The 20028-nt window shown below is 69.4% G+C and carries 16 protein-coding genes; 7 read left to right on the forward strand and 9 right to left on the reverse strand.

Annotated elements, in window-relative coordinates:
* Positions 1-525: 525 nt before the first annotated feature.
* The 3 genes from ACW9PK_RS02315 to ACW9PK_RS02325 all read left to right on the forward strand — a co-directional run bounded on the left by ACW9PK_RS02315 (position 526) and on the right by ACW9PK_RS02325 (position 4828).
* The gene (locus tag ACW9PK_RS02315; protein WP_457016362.1) at positions 526-2268 is read left to right on the forward strand and encodes a pyruvate dehydrogenase; all 1743 of its coding nucleotides are present in this window, start codon (positions 526-528) and stop codon (positions 2266-2268) included.
* A 276-nt stretch (positions 2269-2544) separates the two neighbouring features.
* Positions 2545-3711 carry an ABC transporter ATP-binding protein gene (locus ACW9PK_RS02320; protein ID WP_457016363.1) on the forward strand — a complete coding sequence of 389 codons (1167 nt, stop codon included), beginning with the start codon at positions 2545-2547 and terminating at the stop codon, positions 3709-3711.
* A gap of 70 nt (positions 3712-3781) precedes the next feature.
* Positions 3782-4828, forward strand: coding sequence for an NAD(P)-dependent alcohol dehydrogenase (locus ACW9PK_RS02325; RefSeq protein WP_457016364.1), 1047 nt, complete (start codon positions 3782-3784; stop codon positions 4826-4828).
* 16 nt (positions 4829-4844) lie between these two features.
* Here ACW9PK_RS02325 and ACW9PK_RS02330 read toward each other — a convergent pair whose 3' ends face one another.
* From ACW9PK_RS02330 to ACW9PK_RS02340, 3 genes are read right to left on the reverse strand one after another with little or no spacing between them, the layout of a single operon-like run.
* Entirely contained in the window at positions 4845-5750 is a 906-nt protein-coding gene (locus ACW9PK_RS02330) for a carbohydrate ABC transporter permease (RefSeq protein WP_457016365.1), read from the reverse strand.
* The gene (locus tag ACW9PK_RS02335; RefSeq protein ID WP_313362539.1) at positions 5750-6715 is read right to left on the reverse strand and encodes a carbohydrate ABC transporter permease; all 966 of its coding nucleotides are present in this window, start codon (positions 6713-6715) and stop codon (positions 5750-5752) included. The genes ACW9PK_RS02330 and ACW9PK_RS02335 overlap by 1 nt, the downstream gene beginning before the upstream one ends.
* Positions 6716-6717: 2 nt before the next feature.
* A complete protein-coding gene (locus ACW9PK_RS02340) occupies positions 6718-8136 on the reverse strand; it encodes an ABC transporter substrate-binding protein (RefSeq protein WP_098055378.1) in 1419 nt (472 codons plus the stop codon).
* Positions 8137-8303: 167 nt separating this feature from the next.
* Between ACW9PK_RS02340 and ACW9PK_RS02345 the strand changes: the two genes are divergently transcribed.
* Together ACW9PK_RS02345 and xylB are read left to right on the forward strand one after the other, a co-directional pair.
* Entirely contained in the window at positions 8304-9263 is a 960-nt protein-coding gene (locus ACW9PK_RS02345) for a sugar-binding transcriptional regulator (RefSeq protein WP_457016366.1), read from the forward strand.
* A gap of 46 nt (positions 9264-9309) precedes the next feature.
* Positions 9310-10755, forward strand: coding sequence for a xylulokinase (gene xylB, locus ACW9PK_RS02350; RefSeq protein WP_457016367.1), 1446 nt, complete (start codon positions 9310-9312; stop codon positions 10753-10755).
* Between the two features lie 99 nt (positions 10756-10854).
* On the opposite strand, the gene ACW9PK_RS02355 is transcribed toward xylB, so the two are convergent.
* From ACW9PK_RS02355 to ACW9PK_RS02365, 3 genes are all read right to left on the reverse strand, one after another.
* Positions 10855-12387 (reverse strand): mannitol dehydrogenase family protein, encoded by a 1533-nt coding sequence (locus ACW9PK_RS02355; RefSeq protein WP_457016368.1) that lies wholly within the window; start codon positions 12385-12387, stop codon positions 10855-10857.
* Positions 12388-12502: 115 nt separating this feature from the next.
* Positions 12503-12970, reverse strand: coding sequence for an NUDIX hydrolase (locus ACW9PK_RS02360; protein ID WP_457016369.1), 468 nt, complete (start codon positions 12968-12970; stop codon positions 12503-12505).
* Between the two features lie 41 nt (positions 12971-13011).
* Complete coding sequence (locus ACW9PK_RS02365; RefSeq protein WP_457016370.1) at positions 13012-13551, reverse strand: prepilin peptidase; 540 nt, start codon at positions 13549-13551, stop codon at positions 13012-13014.
* A 79-nt stretch (positions 13552-13630) separates the two neighbouring features.
* On the opposite strand from ACW9PK_RS02365, the gene ACW9PK_RS02370 reads away from it, so the two are divergent.
* Positions 13631-14401, forward strand: coding sequence for a hypothetical protein (locus ACW9PK_RS02370; RefSeq protein ID WP_144998729.1), 771 nt, complete (start codon positions 13631-13633; stop codon positions 14399-14401).
* Positions 14402-14560: 159 nt separating this feature from the next.
* Here ACW9PK_RS02370 and ACW9PK_RS02375 read toward each other — a convergent pair whose 3' ends face one another.
* Entirely contained in the window at positions 14561-15916 is a 1356-nt protein-coding gene (locus ACW9PK_RS02375) for a PhoH family protein (RefSeq protein WP_457016371.1), read from the reverse strand.
* A gap of 142 nt (positions 15917-16058) precedes the next feature.
* Positions 16059-16820 carry an isoprenyl transferase gene (locus ACW9PK_RS02380; RefSeq protein ID WP_085106979.1) on the reverse strand — a complete coding sequence of 254 codons (762 nt, stop codon included), beginning with the start codon at positions 16818-16820 and terminating at the stop codon, positions 16059-16061.
* A 135-nt stretch (positions 16821-16955) separates the two neighbouring features.
* On the opposite strand from ACW9PK_RS02380, the gene trhA reads away from it, so the two are divergent.
* Positions 16956-17669, forward strand: a complete 714-nt coding sequence (trhA, locus tag ACW9PK_RS02385) for a PAQR family membrane homeostasis protein TrhA (RefSeq protein WP_368844462.1) — start codon at positions 16956-16958, stop codon at positions 17667-17669.
* A gap of 114 nt (positions 17670-17783) precedes the next feature.
* Here the strand turns inward: trhA and ACW9PK_RS02390 are convergent, their stop codons facing one another.
* Positions 17784-19928, reverse strand: coding sequence for a thioredoxin domain-containing protein (locus ACW9PK_RS02390; RefSeq protein WP_457016372.1), 2145 nt, complete (start codon positions 19926-19928; stop codon positions 17784-17786).
* Between the last annotated feature and the right edge of the window lie 100 nt (positions 19929-20028).

A 20028-nucleotide genomic window follows, 5' to 3' on the forward strand; every position in this document is an offset into this window, starting at 1 on the left:
GTTCTTCGTCGCGGCGGGGACCTCCTGACCGCCGAGCGGTCGGGGAGGTCCTACGGAAGGTCACGCCTTCCGGGGTGAGGAGGCCGCGCACCGGGAGACCCCGGTGGCGCCGGCCACGGCGCAGGAACGCTGCGCCCGTGCCACGGTTCGAGCACCCGCACCCGGGTGTTCCCCCACCGCCCCGCTGATGCGCGACATAGCCCGAGGCGCTCCCGCGTTCCCGCGGCCGCTCAGATGCACGTGGAACTGCGGCGCCGTGGTCCCCGCATGGGACACGGTGGGCTCACGATCGGACGGGGTAAGTGTGCGAATGCTCACGGGCTCCATCATGTCATGTGCGGGGCGATCGCGCGGCGGCGCGGGACCGAGCGGCCGCGGGGCCCTCGTGGGACGCCGCACGCACCGGTGTTCCGTTGCCCACAGATCTCTTTGACCGCAAGGATCCGGGACTATCCTGGGTGGCAGAGACATTCGTGATGCCAGCCCGGGTGCTCCCGCGGCGGGCCGTTCCCCCGAGGAGACAGTGTGAAACTTGCAGAGCAGATCGTCCAGCAGCTAGTGGAAGCAGGTGTGGAACGGATCTACGGCGTGGTGGGCGACAGTCTGAACCCCATCGTGGACGCCGTGCGCCGCACCGGCGGCTCCGCCAAGGGTGGGATCGACTGGGTGCACGTGCGCCACGAGGAGGCCGGTGCGTTCGCAGCGAGCGCCGAGGCTCAGCTGACTGGCAAGCTCGCCGTGTGTGCGGGCTCCTGCGGGCCGGGCAACCTGCACCTGATCAACGGGCTCTACGACGCCAACCGCTCCGGTGCGCCCGTGCTGGCGATCGCCTCCCACATCCCCTCGCAGTACATCGGCTCCGAGTACTTCCAGGAGACCCACCCGGACCGGATCTTCACCGAGTGCTCCGTGTACTCGGAGCTGGTGAGCACCCCGCAGCAGTGCCCCGCCGTGGTGAGCTCCGCGATCCAGTTCGCCGTCACCAGCCCGGGCGTCTCCGTGGTCACGCTGCCGGGCGATCTCGCGGACTCGGACGCCGCTGTGGAAGCCCGCCCGTTCGCCGTGCCGGCACCGAGCGCCGTGGTCCCCTCAGACGAGACGGTCGAGCGCATGGCCCAGGCCCTGAACTCGGCCAAGAAGGTCGCGATCTTCGCGGGCATCGGCGTGGCCGGCGCCCACGACGAGGTGATTGCCCTCGCGGACACCCTCAAGGCGCCCGTGGGCCACTCGCTGCGCGGCAAGGACCAGATCCAGTACGACAACCCGTTCGACGTGGGCATGACCGGGCTGCTGGGCTACGGCGCCGCGGCGGAGGGGCTGCACGACGCGGACGTGATGGTCATGCTCGGCACGGACTTCCCGTACGACCAGTTCCTCCCGGACGTCACCACCATCCAGGTGGACACCGATCCCACCGTGATCGGGCGCCGGACCGGCGTGGACATCCCCGTGCACGGTGACGTGAAATCCACGATCCTCAAGCTGCTGCCCGAGCTCACGGTCAAGTCCGACCGCTCGTTCCTGGACAAGACCCTGGCCAAGCACGACAAGCTCATGAACAAGGCCGTGGGTGCGTACACCCGCAAGGTCGAGAAGATCGCGCCTATCCACCCCGAGTACGCCGCGTCCATCCTGGACCAGGTGGCCGCCGAGGACGCCGTGTTCACCGCGGACACCGGTATGTGCAACGTGTGGAGCGCCCGCTACATCAACCCGCTCGGCACTCGTCGCATCCTGGGCTCCTACCTGCACGGGTCCATGGCCAACGCCCTGCCGCAGGCGATCGGCGCACAGCTGGCCCATCCGGGACGCCAGGTCATCTCGATGTCGGGCGACGGCGGGCTTTCCATGCTCATGGGCGAGCTGCTGACGCTGGCGACCTACAACCTGCCCGTGACCGTGGTGGTGTTCAACAACTCCACGCTGGGCATGGTCAAGCTGGAGATGCTCGTGGACGGGCTACCGGACTTCGGCGTGGACGTGCCCCAGGCGAACTATGCGCAGATCGCAACCGCCATGGGCATGCAGGGCATCCGGGTGGAGAAGCCCAAGGACCTCGAGTCCGCGTTCACCACCGCACTTGCCCACCAGGGCCCGTCCGTGGTGGAGGTCATCACCGACCCCAACGCCCTGTCCATCCCCCCGGAGATCAAGAAGGACCAGGTCTTCGGCTTCGCCACAGCGATGTCCCGCATCGTGCTCAACCGCGGCGTCGGTGAGGCCGTCTCCATGGCCCGCTCCAACCTGCGCAACATCCCGCGCGGCTGACCGGCGCGGCAGTCCCGCGCAACTGACCCACGCTCCGGGTCGGAGGCCTGACCCGCTCTTCGGCCCGGGCGACGACGCCGCTCGGCCCGTGCGTCCCGAAGGCCCCGGGGACCCCTGGTTACCCGGGGCCTTCGCCATATCCGGGTCGTGAACCAGCGGGGTGGTGTGAATCACACGCGACGGATATGCTCACATTTGAGAGTGAAGCACTTCACTTTTGTGCCCCTTTTCTCCCACGGATCGTCCGGCACGTGCCTGCCGGGAAAGAGGATCGCCATGTCGAGCGTGCAGTACGAACACGTCACCTGTCATTACCCGGGCGCCGAACGCCCCTCCGTCAGCGATCTCAGTCTGAAAATCGCCGACGGGGAGTTCCTGGTCCTCGTGGGACCCTCGGGTTGCGGCAAGTCCACAACCCTGCGCATGCTCGCGGGCCTCGAGGACGTCAGTGACGGCGCCATCCGAATCGGGGGTGAGGACGTCACCCACGTGGCCTCCCGCGACCGGGACATCGCCATGGTGTTCCAGAACTACGCGCTCTACCCGCACATGAGCGTGCGGGACAACATGGGATTCGCCCTGAAGATTGCCAAGGTTCCCGAGTCCGAGCGCAATCAGCGCATCGAGGAGGCGGCCAGGATCCTGGACCTCACCGACTACCTGGAGCGCAAACCCAAGGCCCTGTCCGGTGGCCAGCGGCAACGCGTGGCCATGGGCCGTGCGATCGTACGCTCGCCCCAGGTGTTCCTGATGGACGAGCCGCTGTCCAACCTGGACGCCAAGCTGCGTGTCCAGACCCGCACCCAGATCGCGTCCCTGACCCGCCGGCTGGGCGTGACCACGGTGTACGTGACCCACGACCAGACCGAGGCCATGACCATGGGTGACCGGGTCGCGGTGCTCAAGGACGGCCGCCTCATGCAGGTCGACACCCCGCGGGAACTCTACGACCGCCCGGCCAACGAGTTCGTCGCCGGGTTCATCGGCTCGCCCGCCATGAACCTGTTCCGCGCCACCGTGAGCCCCCAGCACACCGTGGAACTCGGAACGCTGTCCTGGCAGTTGAGTCCGGCCGCGCGGGAGGCGCTCACGGGTCCCGAGGTCACCGTGGGGGTGCGCCCCGAGGACCTCGTGATCTCCTCCGAGGGTCACGGACTGGCCGTGGTCGCGGACGTCGTCGAGGAGCTCGGCGCGGACGCGTACGTATATGGCCACCTGGACCAGCGCACCGCCCAGCACGTGACCCCCGTGGCCACGTCCCACGGCGAGGACGAGGACACCGTTCCCAACACCGGCCTGAACACCGAGGCGGATGCGAGCCCACTCGTGATCCGCGTGGACGGTCGGCAGCCACCGCGCGTGGAGACCACCGTGTGGGTGGCCCCCGATCCCGAGCGCGCCCACCTGTTCGACACCACCACGGGCCTACGACTGCCCGACTGATCCCACGCCGCGGGCTCCGCTCAGCCGTCGGTGCCCGGACCCCTTCCGAACCGACGAGGAGAACGACACCGTGAGCGACACCTCCTTCCAGATCCCCACCGAGATGCGCGTGAGCGTCCTGAGCGCCCCGGGCGAGATCCACGTGGAGCGCCGACCCGTCCCGCGCCCCGGACCGCACGACGTGCTGGTACGGATCGCGTCCGTGGGCGTGTGCGGATCGGACACCCACTACTTCGAGCACGGGCGGATCGGTAGCTTCGTGGTCAAGCAACCGCTCGTGCTGGGCCACGAACCGTCCGGCACGGTGGTGGCCGTGGGTTCCGAGGTCACGGATCGACACCCGGGCCAGCGCGTGTCCTTGGAACCCGGCGTCCCCTCGGCCTTCTCCCCCGAGACGCTGGGCGGGCATTACAACCTGGATCCCGCGGTGCGCTTCTTCGCGACTCCCCCCGTGGACGGTGTGTTCAGCGAGTACGCCGTCCACCCGGCGACCTTCGCGCACCCCGTCCCGGATTCCGTGTCCGACGACGCCGCCGCCCTCCTGGAGCCGCTGTCCGTGGCCGTGAGCGCGGTGCGCGCCGCGAACGTGACGCTGGGCGACCGCGTCCTGGTCAGCGGCGCGGGCCCCGTGGGTCTGCTCGTGGCACGGTGTGCCCGGCTGGCCGGGGCCGTGGCCGTGGTGGTCACTGACACTCGGGAGGACCGGTTGCGGGTCGCGGAGGCCTACGGCGCCACCGACACCTTCGCGGTCGCGTCCGCTCCCCCGGACTCGGGCCCGTTCCCCGGTTCCGGGTACACCGCCCTGGTGGATGCGAGCGGTGCGGAGGCCGCGATCCTCGCGGGCATGCGCCGCGTGGCCCCACGCGGCAGGATCGTGCTCGTGGGCATGGGCTCGGACACCCTGTCCGTTCCCGTTCCGCTCCTACAGGAACGGGAACTACAGCTCACGGGCATCTTCCGCTACGCCAACACGTGGCCCACCGCGATCGCCCTGGCGGCCTCCGGGGACGTGAACCTGGACGCCCTCGTGACCTCCCGGCACACATTGGACGAGGTCCCCGCGGCCTTGACCGCGGGGACCTCTCCGGGGGCCCTCAAGGCGATCGTCACGCCCTGAGCCCGAGCGCCGTCGACTACTTGATGGCGCCCATCGACAGACCGCGAACCAGCTGCTTCTGGGCGACCCACCCGGCCACCACCACGGGCAGGGACGCCAGCACGCTCGCGGCGGAGAGCCGGGCGAGATAGAGGCCCTCGCTCGTCATGGTGGACACGAGCATGATGGGTGCGGTCGCGGCCTCGGCGGCGGTGAGGTTCAGCGCGAAGAAGAACTCGTTCCACGCGAAGATCACGCAGATCAGCGCGGTCGAGGCGATGCCAGGGGTGACCATGGGGATCAGGATCGAGCGCATGGTGGTCATCAGCGAGGCACCGTCCATCTGGGCGGCCTCGAGGACCTCGCGCGGGACCTCCTGGAAGAACGAGCGCATCATCCACACCGCCAACGGGAGGTTCATGGCGGTGTAGAGGAACACGAGCGTCCACACGTTGTCGAGCACCTTGAGCTTGCCCGCGACCACGTAGATGGGCATGATCACGGCCACCACCGGCAGCATCTTGGTGGAGATGAAGAAGAACAGCACGTCCCGGGTCTTCTCCACGGGGCGGATGCTCACCGCGTAGGCCGCGGGAACGGCCAACAGGATCACCAGCAGCGTGGAGACCACGGTCGCCACCGCGGAGTTCCAGAAGTACCCGCCCGCTCCGGCCTCGAAGACCGCCTTGTACTGGTCCAGCGTGGGATCGAAGAAGAACGTGGGAGGGTCGGACGCGGCGTCGGCCTCCTGCTTGAAGGACGTCAGGACGAGCCACAGGACGGGCATGAAGAACCCGATGGCGACGAGCCATGTGAACAGGGTCAGGGCCGCGGAGCCCGCCCCGGAGGAGTTCCTGCGGGAACGGCGCGGCGCGCGGGACGGCGCGGTGGTCTGGGCGGCGGCGGGGGTCCCGGCCGGGGACGCTGCGGTGCTGGTGCTCATCAGTTCTGCTCCGTGCTCATGAAGCCCTTGAAGATCAGACGCAGGGCGAAGTTGGCGATGATGATGGTGGCGATGACCACGACCACACCCATGGCCGCCGCCTGGCCGATGTCGAAGCCCAGGAACGCGCGCTGGTAGATGTAGTAGGGCAGGTTCGCGCTGCTCGTGCCCGGACCACCGGCGGTCATGAGGTAGATCTGGTCAAACGTGTTGACCACGTAGATCGCGCCCAGCAGGACGGACAGTTCGATGTAGCGGCGCAGGTGCGGCAGGGTGATGTGCACGAACGTCTGCCACCGGGTGGCGCCGTCCATCTGGGCAGCTTCCAGGACGTCACGGGGCTGGGACTGCAGGCCCGCCAGGATGAGGAGCATCATGAACGGCGTCCATTGCCACACGAGCGCGATCAGGATGGACAGCACCGGGTAGGACGAGGTCCAGTCGATCGCCGGGATGCCCACGAGCCCCAGCAGCCAGTTCACCAGCCCGAACGTGGGGTTGAACATGGACACGCCCCACAGGGTCGCGGAGGCCACCGGCATGATCAGGAACGGGGTGATCAACAGGGTCCGTACGATGCCCCGACCCCGGAACTTCCGGTCCAGGAGCAGGGCGAAGACGGTGCCCAGCACCATGGCGGCCAGGACGCAGCCCAGGGTGTAGATCACCGAGTTCAGCGCCACCTGGCGGAAGGTGCTGTCCGTGAAGATCGCCGCGTAGTTGGCCAGGCCCACGAACACGTCCGAGGCGGGGTTCAGCAGGTTCCACGAGCGCAGCGAGTACCAGATGGTGATCAGGAACGGGATCTGGGTCGCGATGATCGTGAAGATCAGCGCGGGCAGCAGCGGGAGCCTGCGGGACCACGCGTCGTGACGACGGCGCTCGTCACCGGTGGCCGGCGAACGGCCGGCACCGTGCGGGCCGGCCAGGGCGCGCACGCGGGTGGAGGTCGAGGAGGACGACATGGTCACTGCCCTTCTTCACGCTGGTAGGTACGGGCCACTTGCTGCGCGTACTCCTGGGACTGCTGCAGGGCCTCGTCCACCGAGGTGCTCCCCGCGATCGCGGCCGACATCTGCTGTCCCACCCGGGTTCCCAGGTCCTGGAACTCGGGGATGGACACGAACTGCAGTCCCTCGTACGGGACGGGGTGCGTCATGGAGGTCTTCTGGGACGCCCCGTCCATGGCGCGTAGGGTCGGCTGGGCGTAGGCCTGGGAAATCTTGCGGTACTCGGGGATCTCGTACGTGGAGTAGCGCGAGCCCGGGGGAACCCGTTCCCACCCGAACCGTTCACCCACGGTCTTGATGTACTCCTTGTCGGTCACCCAACTCACGAAGTCCCATGCGGCGTCCTTGTGCTCGGACGTGGTGGGGATCGCGAGCGACCAGCTATACAACCACCCCGCGGCTTCCGTGTTCATCACGGGCGCGGGTGCGTACCCGTTCTTGTGGGCCACGGTGGAGGACGCCGGGTCCTCGATCGCCGAGACCATGGCGGTCGCGTCGTACCACATGGCCGCGTTGCCCTGGCTGTAGCGGGTGATGCAGTCCCCGTACCCGGACGTCGCGGCACCGGGTTGACCGTGCGTGCGCACGAGGTCCACGTACTCGGTGACCGCTTCCTTGGTCTCGGGGGACGTGAGGGTGGGGTTCCAGTTCTCGTCGAACCAGCCACCGCCGTAGGTGTTCATGACCGTGCTCAGCGGTGCCATGACCTCACCCCAGCCGGCCAGACCGCGCAAGCAGATCCCCGAGACACCGTTCGCCGGATCGTCCAGCTTGGCAGCGAGTTCGGCGACCTGGGGCCACGTGGGCTTCTCGGGCATGGTCACCCCGGCCTTCTCGAAGAGTTCCTTGTTGTAGACCAGGAACGAGGACTCGCCGTAGAACGGGACCGAGTACATGTCCCCGTCCTTGCTCAGGGCGGTGCGGATGGAGCCGATGAAGTCCTTGTCGTCGTAGCCCTCGGTGCGGTCGATGTAGGGCTGGAGGTCCTCGATCCACCCGTTCTCGGCCCAGATGGGGGTTTCGTAGTTGGAGATCATCACCACGTCGAACTCACCGCCGCCCGTGGCCACGGACGCGGTGATCTTGGCCCGCGCCTCGTTCTCCGGAAGGGACACGAATTTCACGTCCACCCCGGGGTGCTCCTTGCGGAACTCGTCCTGCAGCTGCATGGCGTCCTGCATCTGGGGGTTGGACACGATCGCCACGACGATCTGGTCCGTGGTGTCGTCCGCGGCGGCGGCACATCCCGTGAGCGTGAAGCCCGTGAGCACCGCGACGGCGGCCGCGGGCCACCACGCCGAACAGCGCGTCCCATGCCGCCCTCGCCGGGGCGGATGGCCGGAGGCGCAGGGTGGGTCCGTGAATCGTCGACTCATGATCTTCCTTGTCCTCGGGGCACGTGATGCGCGGGAGGAATCACTGGTCGAGCCCCAGAATCTCATCTGAGATCACCGCATTCCTCAAGTGTGATGTGATGCTAGTCATATAGACTCAGATGAGCAAGGCCCTCGGGCACGAATGATGACCCCGGATGCGGTGAGATATGCCAACCACGGCCCCCTGGCCCCCCACTGACCCGGGCCAGCGCCAGCGTCTGCTCGCGCACCTGGCCCACGAGTACTTCGTGGAGGGCACGTCCAAGATCGCGCTCGGCAAGAAGTCCGGGCTCTCTCGCTTCCAGGTGGCCGCGCTGCTGCAGGAGGCACAGGACACGGGGATCGTCCGGATCGAGATCGCGGTCCCGCTCGAGAACTCGGACGAGGGCCTTGCGCGCGCCGCGGGGCTGCAACGCCTCGTCACGGTGGGTTCCGCGCAGTGGCCCGCGGACCGGGAGGCGCTGGCCAAGGCCGTGGCCCGGGAGATCACGCGCGTGCTGCACGACGACGACGTCCTGGGGATCTCGTGGTCCCGTACCCTGCAGCTCGTGGTCCATGACCTACCCGCGCTGCCGCACAACGACGTCATCCAACTCGCGGGAGCCCTCAGCACCGACGACCGCGCGGCGGAGTCGCCACGGCTGCTCGCGTCCCTGCACTGTCGCTCGGTCTGGCCGCTATGGGCACCGCTCGTGGTGGAACAGGCCGATTCGCTCAAGAAGTCCCGCGAGATTGAACTGACGCTACGGCGCGCAGATTCCCTCGACGTCGCCGTGCTGGCCGTGGGCGGGTGGACGCCCGACACCTCCACGGTGTGGCCCCGGATCGCGGACGACGTCGCTCGCGCCGCCCAGCGCGCGGGCACCGTCGCCGAGGTCTCCGGGCACCTGCTGGACGCCGAGGGCCACGAACTGGACACCCCCGTGAGCGGGATGATCGTCGCCGCGAGCGTGGCGCAGCTGCGCGCCGCCCGCCGCAAGGTGGCCGTGGCCTCGGGTGCGGAACGCGCACCCGCGGTGCTGGCAGCCGTCCGGGGCGGTCTCGTGGACCACCTCGTGTGCGACGCCGCCCTGCGCGACGCCCTCGAGGGCCTACTCCCCCGTGCCAATCCGGCCAATGGCGAGTGACACCCGGCCGCACCCATACCCAGCCCGTTCCCACGGAAAGGACCCCATGACCACGGTCGTTGGCATCGATTCCTCCACGCAGTCCTGCAAGGTCGTGGTGGTGGACGAGCGCACCGGGCGGACACTCGCCCAGGCGAGTGCCCCGCACCCGGACGGGACCAGCGTGGACCCCGCGGCATGGTTGGCCGCGCTGCGCACCGCCTGGCGGGACGCCGGGGTCCCGGATCGCGGTGACGTGGTGGGCGTGGCGGTGGCCGGTCAACAGCACGGCATGGTCGCCGTGGACCGCCACGGTGAGCCCGTCCACGATGCGCTGCTGTGGAACGACGTCCGTAGCGCAGCCCAGGCCGCGCGCATGCTCGCCGAGCACGGGACCGAGTGGTGGATGGAGCGCGTGGACATGGCGCCCGTCCCCTCCATGACGCTGTCCAAGCTCGCGTGGTTGCGGGAGAACGACCCCGGGGCCGCCTCACGGGTGGAGCGCGTCATGCTCCCCCACGACTGGTTGACCCTGCAGCTGTGCGGTGAGTTCGTCACCGATCGCTCGGACGCCTCCGGCACGGGGTACTTCGACGCCGCGCACGACCAGTACCGCCCCGAACTGCTCCAGGAGTACTTCGGGGCCGTTCCCCAGCTGCCCCGCGTCCTGGCGGCGGGCGAGGCCGCGGGAACGCTGGGTGAGGAGTGGGGCTGCGGCAGCGGCGTCGTCGTGGGCCCCGGCGCCGGGGACAACGCCGCGGCCGCGCTGGGACTGGGCCTGGGCGAGGGCGAGGTCACGATCTCCGTGGGGACCTCGGGCACGGTGTTCGCGTGCAGTGCCGAACCTCCACGGGACCCGAGCGGGGTGACGGCGGGCTTCGCGGATGCCACGGGCCGGTTCCTCCCGCTGCTGTGCACGATCAACGCCGCGCGCGTCATGACCTCCACGGCGGAGCTGCTGGGCGTGGGGCTCGACGAGTTCACGCGCCTGGCCACGTCCGGCGCGTCGGACGCCGGCGGCCTCACATTGCTGCCGTATTTCGACGGCGAGCGCACGCCCAACCTGCCCAAGGCCACCGGTCGGCTGGACGGGATGACGCGCGCGTCCCTCACGCGGGAGAACCTCGCGCGCGCCGCCGTGCTGTCCGTGGCCAATTCACTCGCGGACTGCCTGAGCGTGCTGCGCGGGCTGGACGTCGCGGTCGAGCGGGTCCTGCTGATCGGTGGGGGCGCCAAGTCCGAGGCGCTGTGCAGCGTCCTGCCGGACACCCTCGGGATGCCGTTGGACGTGCCGGACACGGGCGAGTACGTGGCGCTGGGTGCCGCGCGGCAAGCAGCGTGGGTCGCTACCGGGTCCTTCCCGGAGTGGGAGCGTTCGGTGGGGCGGCGGTTGCACCCCTCCTCCGACACCGGTGCGCAGCGGTTCCGGCAGCGGTACGGGGACGCTCGCGCGAACCTCGAGACCGAGCTCGCGGCGGACCCCACGGAGCAGCGGCCGGAACCGACGGACTGAGACGGCGGGCCGGCACCCCGGCGCACCCCCATGTGCCCTGGCGCGATGCCGGTACCGGGGCCGACCCGTGAGGCCGTACCGGTCTCGCACGTCCTCCGGCTACCGCGCGAACCGGGCGACGGCGTCCTCGATCGTCGCGCGCGCCCCGCGCTCGTGGAAGCTGCGCAGCGCCTCGAGGTAGGGCCGGGTGAATTCCTCGTGGTCCGCGAGATCCCCGAACAGGTCCGTGTCCCGCACGAACGCGAGCTCGTCCTCGGACTGCCGGGCCGCGGCCGCCATGACACGTTCCTTCCGACCGTCCACCACGGTGATGGGTGCTCCGTGCTCGTCCGTGCCCTCCGCGTAGCGCGCCCAGGAGGCCACGATCGTGGCACCGAGCTCGACCGGGCGACCGTGGGCCAGGTTGTCCTTGATCACCGGGACCAGCCACTTGGGGATCCGGTCGGAGGATTCCGCGCACAACCTCGCGAGGGTGTCCCGCACGTGCGGATTGGCGAAGCGCTCGATCAGCTGGTGCTTGTAGGCGTCCAGGTCCACACCGTCCACCGGTCGCAGCGTGGGAGTGGCCTCACGGTTCATGTACGCGAGCAGGTAGGAGACGAACGTGGGGTCCTGGCACACCTCGTGCGCGTACTCGTACCCGGCCAGGAATCCGGGGTAACACAGGGCCTGGTGACTCACATTGAGCAGGCGCAGCTTCATGAGTTCGTACGGCTCCACGTCCGGGACCACCTGTACGCCGACCTCCTCGAACGCGGGGCGCCCGTCGGTGAACGCGTCCTCGAGCGCCCACTGGGCGAACGGTTCCGCGACCACGGGCCACGCGTCCCGGACCCCGAACCGTTCGGCGACCATGAGGCGGTCCTCGTCCGTGGTCACGGGCGTGATCCGGTCCACCATGGAATTGGGGAACGGCACCTCCTGCTCGATCCACTCCGCGAGTTCGGGATCACGCAATCGGGCGTAGGCCGTGAACTGGCGGCGGGCCATGTCCCCGTTGCCCTGGATGTTGTCGCAGGACATGACGGTGAACGGGCGGGTACCCGCGGCGCGCCGTCGGGCCAGTGCTTCGACCACGAGTCCGAAGACCGTGGCCGGGGGTTCGGCCTCTCCACCCTGCGTGGCGACCCGTGCCTGCTCGAGGTCGTGGGCCACCGCCGGGTTCTGGGCGTCGAACTCACCCGTGGCCTGGCTGAAGTTGTACCCGCCCTCGGTGATGGTCAGCGAGACGATGCGCGTGGCGGGATCGGTGAGCCGCGCCATGGCCTGCTCGGCCTCGGCCGGCGCGAACACGTAGTCCACGATGGATCCGATGACCCGCGGTTCCAGGGTCCCGTCCGGGTGCTTGAGCACGAGCGTGTAGAGGTGATCCTGCTCCGCCATGACCTGCTTCATCGCGGCGTCCCCGGGGAGCACACCCATGCCGCAGATGCCCCAGTCCAGGTCCTTGCCCTCGTTCATGAGGCGGTCCGCGTACATGGCCTGGTGCGCGCGATGGAAGCCCCCCACGCCGAAATGCACGATCCCGACCGAGACCTGGGAACGGTCGTAGCCGGGAACCGGGATGTCCAGCTCACCCAGCACGGCCTGGGAAAGTGTCACGGCGTCCTGGGCGGATGTGTCCTGCTGCATGGCTGCTCCCATCAGAGACCCGGGAGTGGCTGATGTGACCCACCCCACGTGCCCAAAATATCAGATGAGAAACATCTCGTGCTCATCAGAGCACCTCCGAGCGGAGTGTGCAGCCTCAGCACTCGAATTCCGTGCGGCCCGTGAACGCCAGCGCGGCCCGCAGGCGCTCCGCCTGGTGCTCCGGCATGGGAGGCAGCTCGTCCACCGGGTACCACCCCACCTGGAGGGACTCGTCGTCCGCCACCCGCGCCTCGCCGGAGACGTAACTGCACAGGAAGGTGTGGTCCAGGAACTGGCAGCGGTCCCCGTTGGGGAATTCGACGACGTCCCCGGCCTTGACCCGCACGAGGTCGTCCACCGTGACCTCCACACCGGTCTCCTCGAGGCACTCGCGGCGCGCGGCGACCCCGGGGTCCTCCCCCGGTTCCACGATCCCGGTGATCAGTCCCCAGTTCCCGTTGTCCGCGCGCTGCCCCAGCAGCACCCGGCCCTCATGCAGGACCACGGCGGTGCACCCGGGCAACCACAACAGGTCGTGATCGATCTTGAGGCGCAGGTGGGCGATGAACTCGGGAACGGGCACGGGTGTCTCCTCCTGGGTGGGTACGACTGCGCGGGCGGCGTTCACAGGAACGCCACGACACCCAAGCTTCCCACGATCATGAACGGCCCCAGGGGGATGCGACTGCTCGCCCGGGCGCGGCGCAGGATCAGCAGTACGGCGCAGAACAGCCCGGCCAGCACGAACGTGGCCGCGAGCGCGAGCACCGTATGGGTCACGGACGAGAATCCCGTGAGTAGCCCCAGGACCCCCGCGAGCCGCACGTCCCCCATTCCCATGCCAGCGGGGTTGATCAACCGCAGGGCCAGGAAGAGTCCCTTCATGATGAGCAGACCCCACAGCATCCACCACAGGCGCACGGTGTCGTGGGCGAGGACGGCGGAGGCGCCCAACAGGAGGGCGGTCACGGGATACAGCGGGCGCACCACCCGCCCCGGCAGGCGGCGGTATCGGATGTCGGTGGCGGCGAGCCACACTCCTGTGCATGCGAGCACCATGACGGCCAGGGCGCATGCCACCGCGGCCAGCTGTGCGCCGACCGTGGCTTCCTGCAGGTGCGCCCCCACGAACCCGCCGATGCCCGTAGTGTCGGGCTGAAGCATGAACTCATCCTAGGCACCCCGCTGTGGTGCGGGTCACGGATTGCGAGCAGTGTGGATAACGGGTTCGTAGACTGGGCCCATGATCGCTCCCTGGCAGAACAGGTCCGCCCGATCGACCGTGTCCGAGGAGTCCTTCGCCGCGCTGTGCCGGTCCTCCCCGTGGCGCTGGGACACGGTGCGGTTCACGCTGTACTGGGTGAGCGAGGATCCGGACAGCGCCGCCCGCCCCGTGCGCGTGTGGCTGCGCCGGCCCTCCGATGTGCGCGTGGAGACACTGCAGGGCGACGTGCTGTACGCGAGTACGTCCCTCGAACGCTCCCGGGACGACTTCTACGTCACGGACACGTCCCGCTCCTGGTTGCTGCCTCCCGCGCTCGTCTCACCGGTCTATGACGACGACGGCCTCGTGGTCCGCCGCCCCGAGGCCGCCTACGGGGACCCGATCTTCGGGGGCGGGCGCTGGCAGGCGATCCTGGACCCCGTGGAATGCGTGGGCCCCGCGCCCACCCCGCCCTACCTACCAGAGCAGCGCCCCTCGCAGTTGTCCTCCGTGGTGGCCGGGGCCTTCGCCAAACGCCGGGTGTGGTGCGCGACCGTGGAGCCCACCGTGCGCTACCGGCCCGTGACCGCGAACCACCCGCTCGCCCCGGGTCCCACGCGGATCGCGGTGGACACCGCGACCGGCGTCTGCGTCTACTCCCACGTGCTGCGCGGACCGTACGCGGGTCAGGGCCACCGACTCGTGATCGAGGCGGTGGACGAATACCAACTGGACGACCTGTTCACGCAACAGGACTTCAACCTCACGGACGTCTCCCGTCACGTGCCGTGGCCCGTGCTCCCAGCCTGAGCCGCCGCCCGCGATCCGCACCGGGCGGATTCCCCAGGGGCCGCGTTTCTCGGGTGTCCAGGGCGCGCAGCCCGTTCGGACCTGACGACGACGCCGCGGGCTCGGGACGACCAGGCCGGGCGGGGGACGACGCCGCCCTCCCGGCCCGGCGTCGTCGGGTCACACGTCCTGGCGCTCGAGCAGGTCGGTCACGAGGGCCGCGATGGGTGAACGCTCGGAGCGCGTGAGGCTCACATGCCCGAACAACCGCTGACCCTTGAGCGCCTCGACCACGGCCATGATGCCGTCGTGACGTCCCACCCGCAGGTTGTCCCGCTGGGCGACGTCGTGGGTGAGCACCACCTTGGAGTTCTGCCCGATCCGGGACAGGGCGGTGAGCAACACGTTGCGTTCGAGCGACTGCGCCTCGTCCACGATGACCCACGCGTCGTGCAGGGACCGCCCGCGGATGTGGGTCAGGGGCAGCACCTCGAGCATCCCACGCGCCACGACGTCGTCCACGACCGCGGGTGAGACCACGGAGGACAGCGTGTCGAAGACCGCCTGACCCCACGGGTTCATCTTCTCCTCCTCCGTGCCGGGGAGGTGGCCCAGGTCCTGGCCACCCACCGCGTAGAGCGGGCGGAACACCATGATCCGGCGGTGTTCGCGGCGTTCCAGAACGGCGTCGAGCCCCGCGCACAGCGCGAGCGCGGACTTGCCCGTTCCTGCGCGACCGCCCAGCGAGACGATGCCCACGGCGGGGTCGGTCAGCAGGTCGATGGCCAACCGCTGTTCGGCCGAGCGTCCCTGCACCCCGAACACGTCCCGGTCCGCGGCGACCAGGCGCGCCTGCCCGTCCGGTTCGGTCCGGGCGAGAGCGCTGCCCGCGGACGAGCGCAGGACCAGACCCGTGTTCACGGGAAGCTCCCGGGCGCCCGGCACTTCCGTGCGGCCCTCGGCGTAGAGGCCGGAGACGACGTCGTCCGCGACGTCCAGATGGGCCACTCCCGTGTACGCGTCGTCACCACCGATCCACTCACCGCGGTACTCCTCCGCGGCGAGTCCCAGGGCGGAGGCCTTGAGCCGCATGGGCAGGTCCTTGGACACCACACACACGTCGTGACCCTCGCCGGAGAGGTTCGCGGCCACGCTGAGGATGCGTGAATCGTTGTCCCGCAGCCGGAAACTCTGGGGCAGCACCGTGTCCGCGACGTGGTTGAGTTCCACCTGCAGGCACCCGCCGTCCGCGAGGTCCACGGGCCGGTCCAGGCCGCCGTGGGTCACGCGGAGGTCGTCCAGCAACCGCAGCGCCTTGCGCGCGAAGTACCCCAGTTCCGGGTCGTGACGCTTGGCCTCGAGCTCGGTGATCACCACCACGGGCAGCACCACGCGGTGCTCGGCGAAACGGAACACGGCGCGCGGGTCCGAGAGCAGCACGGACGTGTCGATCACGTACGTGCGCACACCGGCCGCGGAGCCGTCCTCCTCGAGCGCGCCGGATCGGACGGGGGTTACGGGGGTGTCGATGCTCATGGGGCCCTTTCCCTGCGGAGTCATTGGCCGGTGTGTCCGGCACCTCTCACGCTAGGGAGGCCGATCAAGGGTGGCGCGCCCCACCGGTGAACGGCGCGTGAACATCCGCCACGGGCCCGTGAGCGGGACCGGTAGGGCCCGCTCAGCCCCCGAATCGGCGCTGACGGCGCGCGTAATCGCGCAGGGCCCGCAGGAAGTCGACCCGGCGGAAGTCCGGCCACAGCGCTTCGCAGAAGTAGAACTCGCTGTATGCGGACTGCCACATCAAGAAGCCCGAGAGGCGTTGTTCGCCGGAGGTGCGGATCAGCAGGTCGGGATCGGGTTGCCCGCGCGTGTAGAGGTGTGCGGAGATGTCCTCCACGCTGAGCTCCTGCGCCATTTGCGCGAGCGACGCACCGCGGGCGTCGGCATCGGTGAGCACCTCGCGTACCGCGTCCACGATCTCCTGCCGCCCCCCGTACCCCACGGCGATGTTCAGGTGGGGGCCGGGATTGTCCACCGTGCGCTGTGCGCTGTTCAGCAGTTGCTCCTGGAGCTTCTCCGGGAGGGTTCCCAGGGCACCCACGGGCTGGATCCGGCAGATCCCTTCTTCCTGCAGCTCGCACATGAGGTTGGTGATGATCTCCAGCAGGGCCGTGAGTTCCTCGCGCGGACGGTTGAGGTTCTCGGTGGAGAGGATGTAAAGGGTGACCACCTGGATGTTCAGCTCGTGGCACCAGCGCAGGAACTCCACGATCTTGCGCGCGCCCGCCCGGTGGCCCTCCTCCGTGGTGGCCCCGAACTGGCGCGCCCACCGGCGGTTGCCGTCCACGAGCACACCCACGTGATGCGGCAACTCGTCCGCGGTGAGGGTGCGCGCCAAGCGGTGTTCGTAGAAGGAATACATGACACGGGGAAGTTTCACAGCGTCATTCCTCCCCTGAGTCGGCCCGGTCCACACGGATTCACACCCCTAAACTACCTGTAGGGCAGACCCAATCCAGTAGCACCCCCGAGCTCCGTGTCCGCGGGGCGCCCATGAGAGGCAGTGGTGTCCACCATGTCAGACGAACGCACCGAGAAGCGCACCGTTCCCGGCCCGGTGACGATCGTGCGTCACACGCGTAACGGTCCCCTCACGGTGGAGAAGAAACCGTCCTGGCGCGGGTGGATCCACGCGGGCTTCAGCCCGGTGGCCGCGGTGCTGGGTGTGGTGGCCATCGTCGTGGCACCCACGGTGGAGCTGCGTCTCGCATGTCTGGTCTACACCATCACGGCGATCATGCTGTTCGGTACCTCGGCCGTATACCACCGCTTCTACTGGGGCGCGCGCATGAACGCGGTGCTGCGGCGGATGGACCATTCGAACATCGCCCTGATCATCGCCGGGACGTACACGCCCCTGGCCGTGAGTTTCCTCCCGGTGCGGGGCGCCACGATCCTGCTCGGCGTGATCTGGACGATCGGTGCCCTGCTCGTGATCTTCCGTGTCTTCTGGATGAGCGCGCCGCGATGGCTCTACACCCCGCTCTACGTGATCATGGGGTGCCTGGCCCTGCTCTACCTCCCGGCGTTCTTCGCGGTGAACGTCCTCGCGACCGTCCTGCTGATCTGCGGCGGCGTGTTCTACATCGCCGGTGCGGTGTGTTATGCGACCAGGCGCCCCCGGTTGCTCCCGGCGACGTTCAGCTTCCACGAGGTCTTCCACGCGTGCACGATCGGCGGCTTCGTCTGCCACTACATCGCGATCATGTTCGCGATGTTCGCCGCGTGAGCGATGTGTGACGCTCCGGTCAGAGGTCCGACGGCGCTCGGCGTGCGGGGACCGCTCGGCGCGGTGACGTCTGCGTCGTCCACGCGATGCCGACGACGCAGCGCCCCTGTGCGCTCAGCCCCGCTCTGCGCGGATCCGGGTGACGAGTGCGCTCACGTCCGGCACGGAATGGACGGGAAGTTCGCAGCGTCCCTCCCGGCACAACCACACCGTGTATCCGGGTTCCGATGCCGCAGGAACCCCGTACGGCGCCGCACTCCCGTCCAGGACCAGGACATCCAGCATACGTGCCGCACCGACCGCGTCGAGCGTCTCGCGCCACTGCTCGGCGCTCGCGTCCACGACCTGCAACAGGGCCGGGGGGTGCTCGTCGGCCAGCACGGCCGACACCATGCCCCCGGCCGTCGTGGATGCCTTGAGGACCACCCCGGTCGCGGGCGCGGTCACGGCGTCGACCACCTCCCGGGCCTGGCGCTCACCGATCGTCGGCTGGGACAGCTCCGTGAGCCACCGGGAGAGCACCGCGGAACTGGACGCGGCGACGTCGTCGAACGGCTCCGCACGGCCCGTGGCCCCGGCCGCCGCGAGGGTGGGGTCCACCTCGGCGGACTCGAGCACGGTACTCCCGCGCACAAAACGCTTCACGGCGACCTCGGCGAGCGCGCGGCTGCGCTCGTACCACGCGGTCTCGCCCGTGGCCCGGTACAGCGCGAGCAGCCCGGCGCCGAAGCGCGCGTAGTCCTCGAGCTGGCCCTCGTGGGGGTCCACGACGCCGCCGCGTGACGTGCGCGTGATGCGTCCGGTGGCGGAGTCTCGGTGCCGTTCCCACAGGAAACCGGCGGCCGTGGCGGCCAGCTCGATCCATTCGGGGTGCCCCAGCAGCACACCCGCGTCCGCGAGTCCCGTGAGCGCCATGCCGTTCCAGGCCGTGACGATCTTGTCGTCCAGGTGGGGTGCCGTGCGCGTGATCCGCCGCTGCCACAGCTCCTGCCGTACGGACTCGTCCAGGATCCCCGTGACCGCACCCGCCTCACCCCAAGCCGCCGTGGCCGGCGCGGGGCGACCCCCTGCGGAGCTCCCGGCGTGACCCGAGAACGTGTAGTAGGCGCCCTCACGTTCGGCATGCGGCTCGTCGGACGCGGGATCACTGTCCGCGTCGAGGGATGCGGCGAACGCGCCCTCGGGGGTGATCACCTCCCGTTCGAGCCACTCGACCAGCAGCTCTGCGGCCCGGCGGTAACGGGCCGCGCGAGTGGCGTCCGTGCCGGTGCGTTCCAGCAGCGCCACGGTGCGCGCCAGCACGCCGAGCAGCTGGGCGTTGTCATAGAGCATCTTCTCGTAGTGGGGCAGGGACCAGTCCGGGGTCACCGAGTACCGGAAGAACCCGCCGCCCACATGGTCCTGCAGCGCCCCCGTGACCATCGCGTCGAGCGTGGCGCACAACAGATCACGTGCGGTGCGCGCGTGCTGCGCCGCGGCGTCGTCGTGGCCGGAAGCAGCGTGCGCGCTCGCCGACGCAGGATACCCAGCCAGGGCATCGCGGTGCGCAGTGCTCGCAATGCGCGTGAGGGCGTCCAGGGTGGGCGAGGGCGGGAACTTGGCGCCGGTTCCGAAGCCCTCGTGGGCGGCGTCCCGGGCGACCTCCAGGCCGTCGAGCCAGGCTCCCGTGAGTTGTTCCGCGGCGTCCTCGGCGGCCTCGCCACCCTCCATGCGAACAACCGACGGACCTGCGTCGGCGAGCATCCGGTCCACGAGTTCGGGGTGGCGGGACAGCGCATCGTAGACCTGTTCGGCCCCGCGCAACACCTCGTCACGGCGCTCGGTCCAGGCCTCGGTGACGGCCCGCAGGACCTGCATGAAGGACGGCCTCCCCTGCACGGGACGCGGCGGGTAGTAGGTCCCGGCATGGAACACCCTGCCCTGCGGGGTCAGGAACGCGGTCATGGGCCAGCCGCCCTGACCAGTGAGCAGCTGGGTGGCCGCCATGTAGATCGAGTCCACGTCCGGGCGTTGTTCGCGGTCCACCTTGATCGCCACGAAATGTTCGTTGAGGTAGCGCCCCACCTCCGGGTCCTCGAAGGACTCGTGGGCCATCACATGGCACCAGTGGCACGCGGCATAGCCCACGGACAGCAGGACAGGCACCTCCCGCGCGTGGGCCTCCTCGAAGGCCTCGGGGCAGAACTCCCACCAGTCCACGGGGTTCTCCGCGTGCTGCAGCAGGTAGGGACTCGTGGAGTGGGCCAGACGATTGGACATACCCCACGGTCTCACACGGGAGCGGGGATGACAGCCAGGGGGCTCACGGCTCGAGGGTCATGAGGCGCGGCTCTGGTCGCGGTTGCCCGCCACCGGGTGG

This window comes from Kocuria sp. MNB10, from assembly GCF_054073685.1.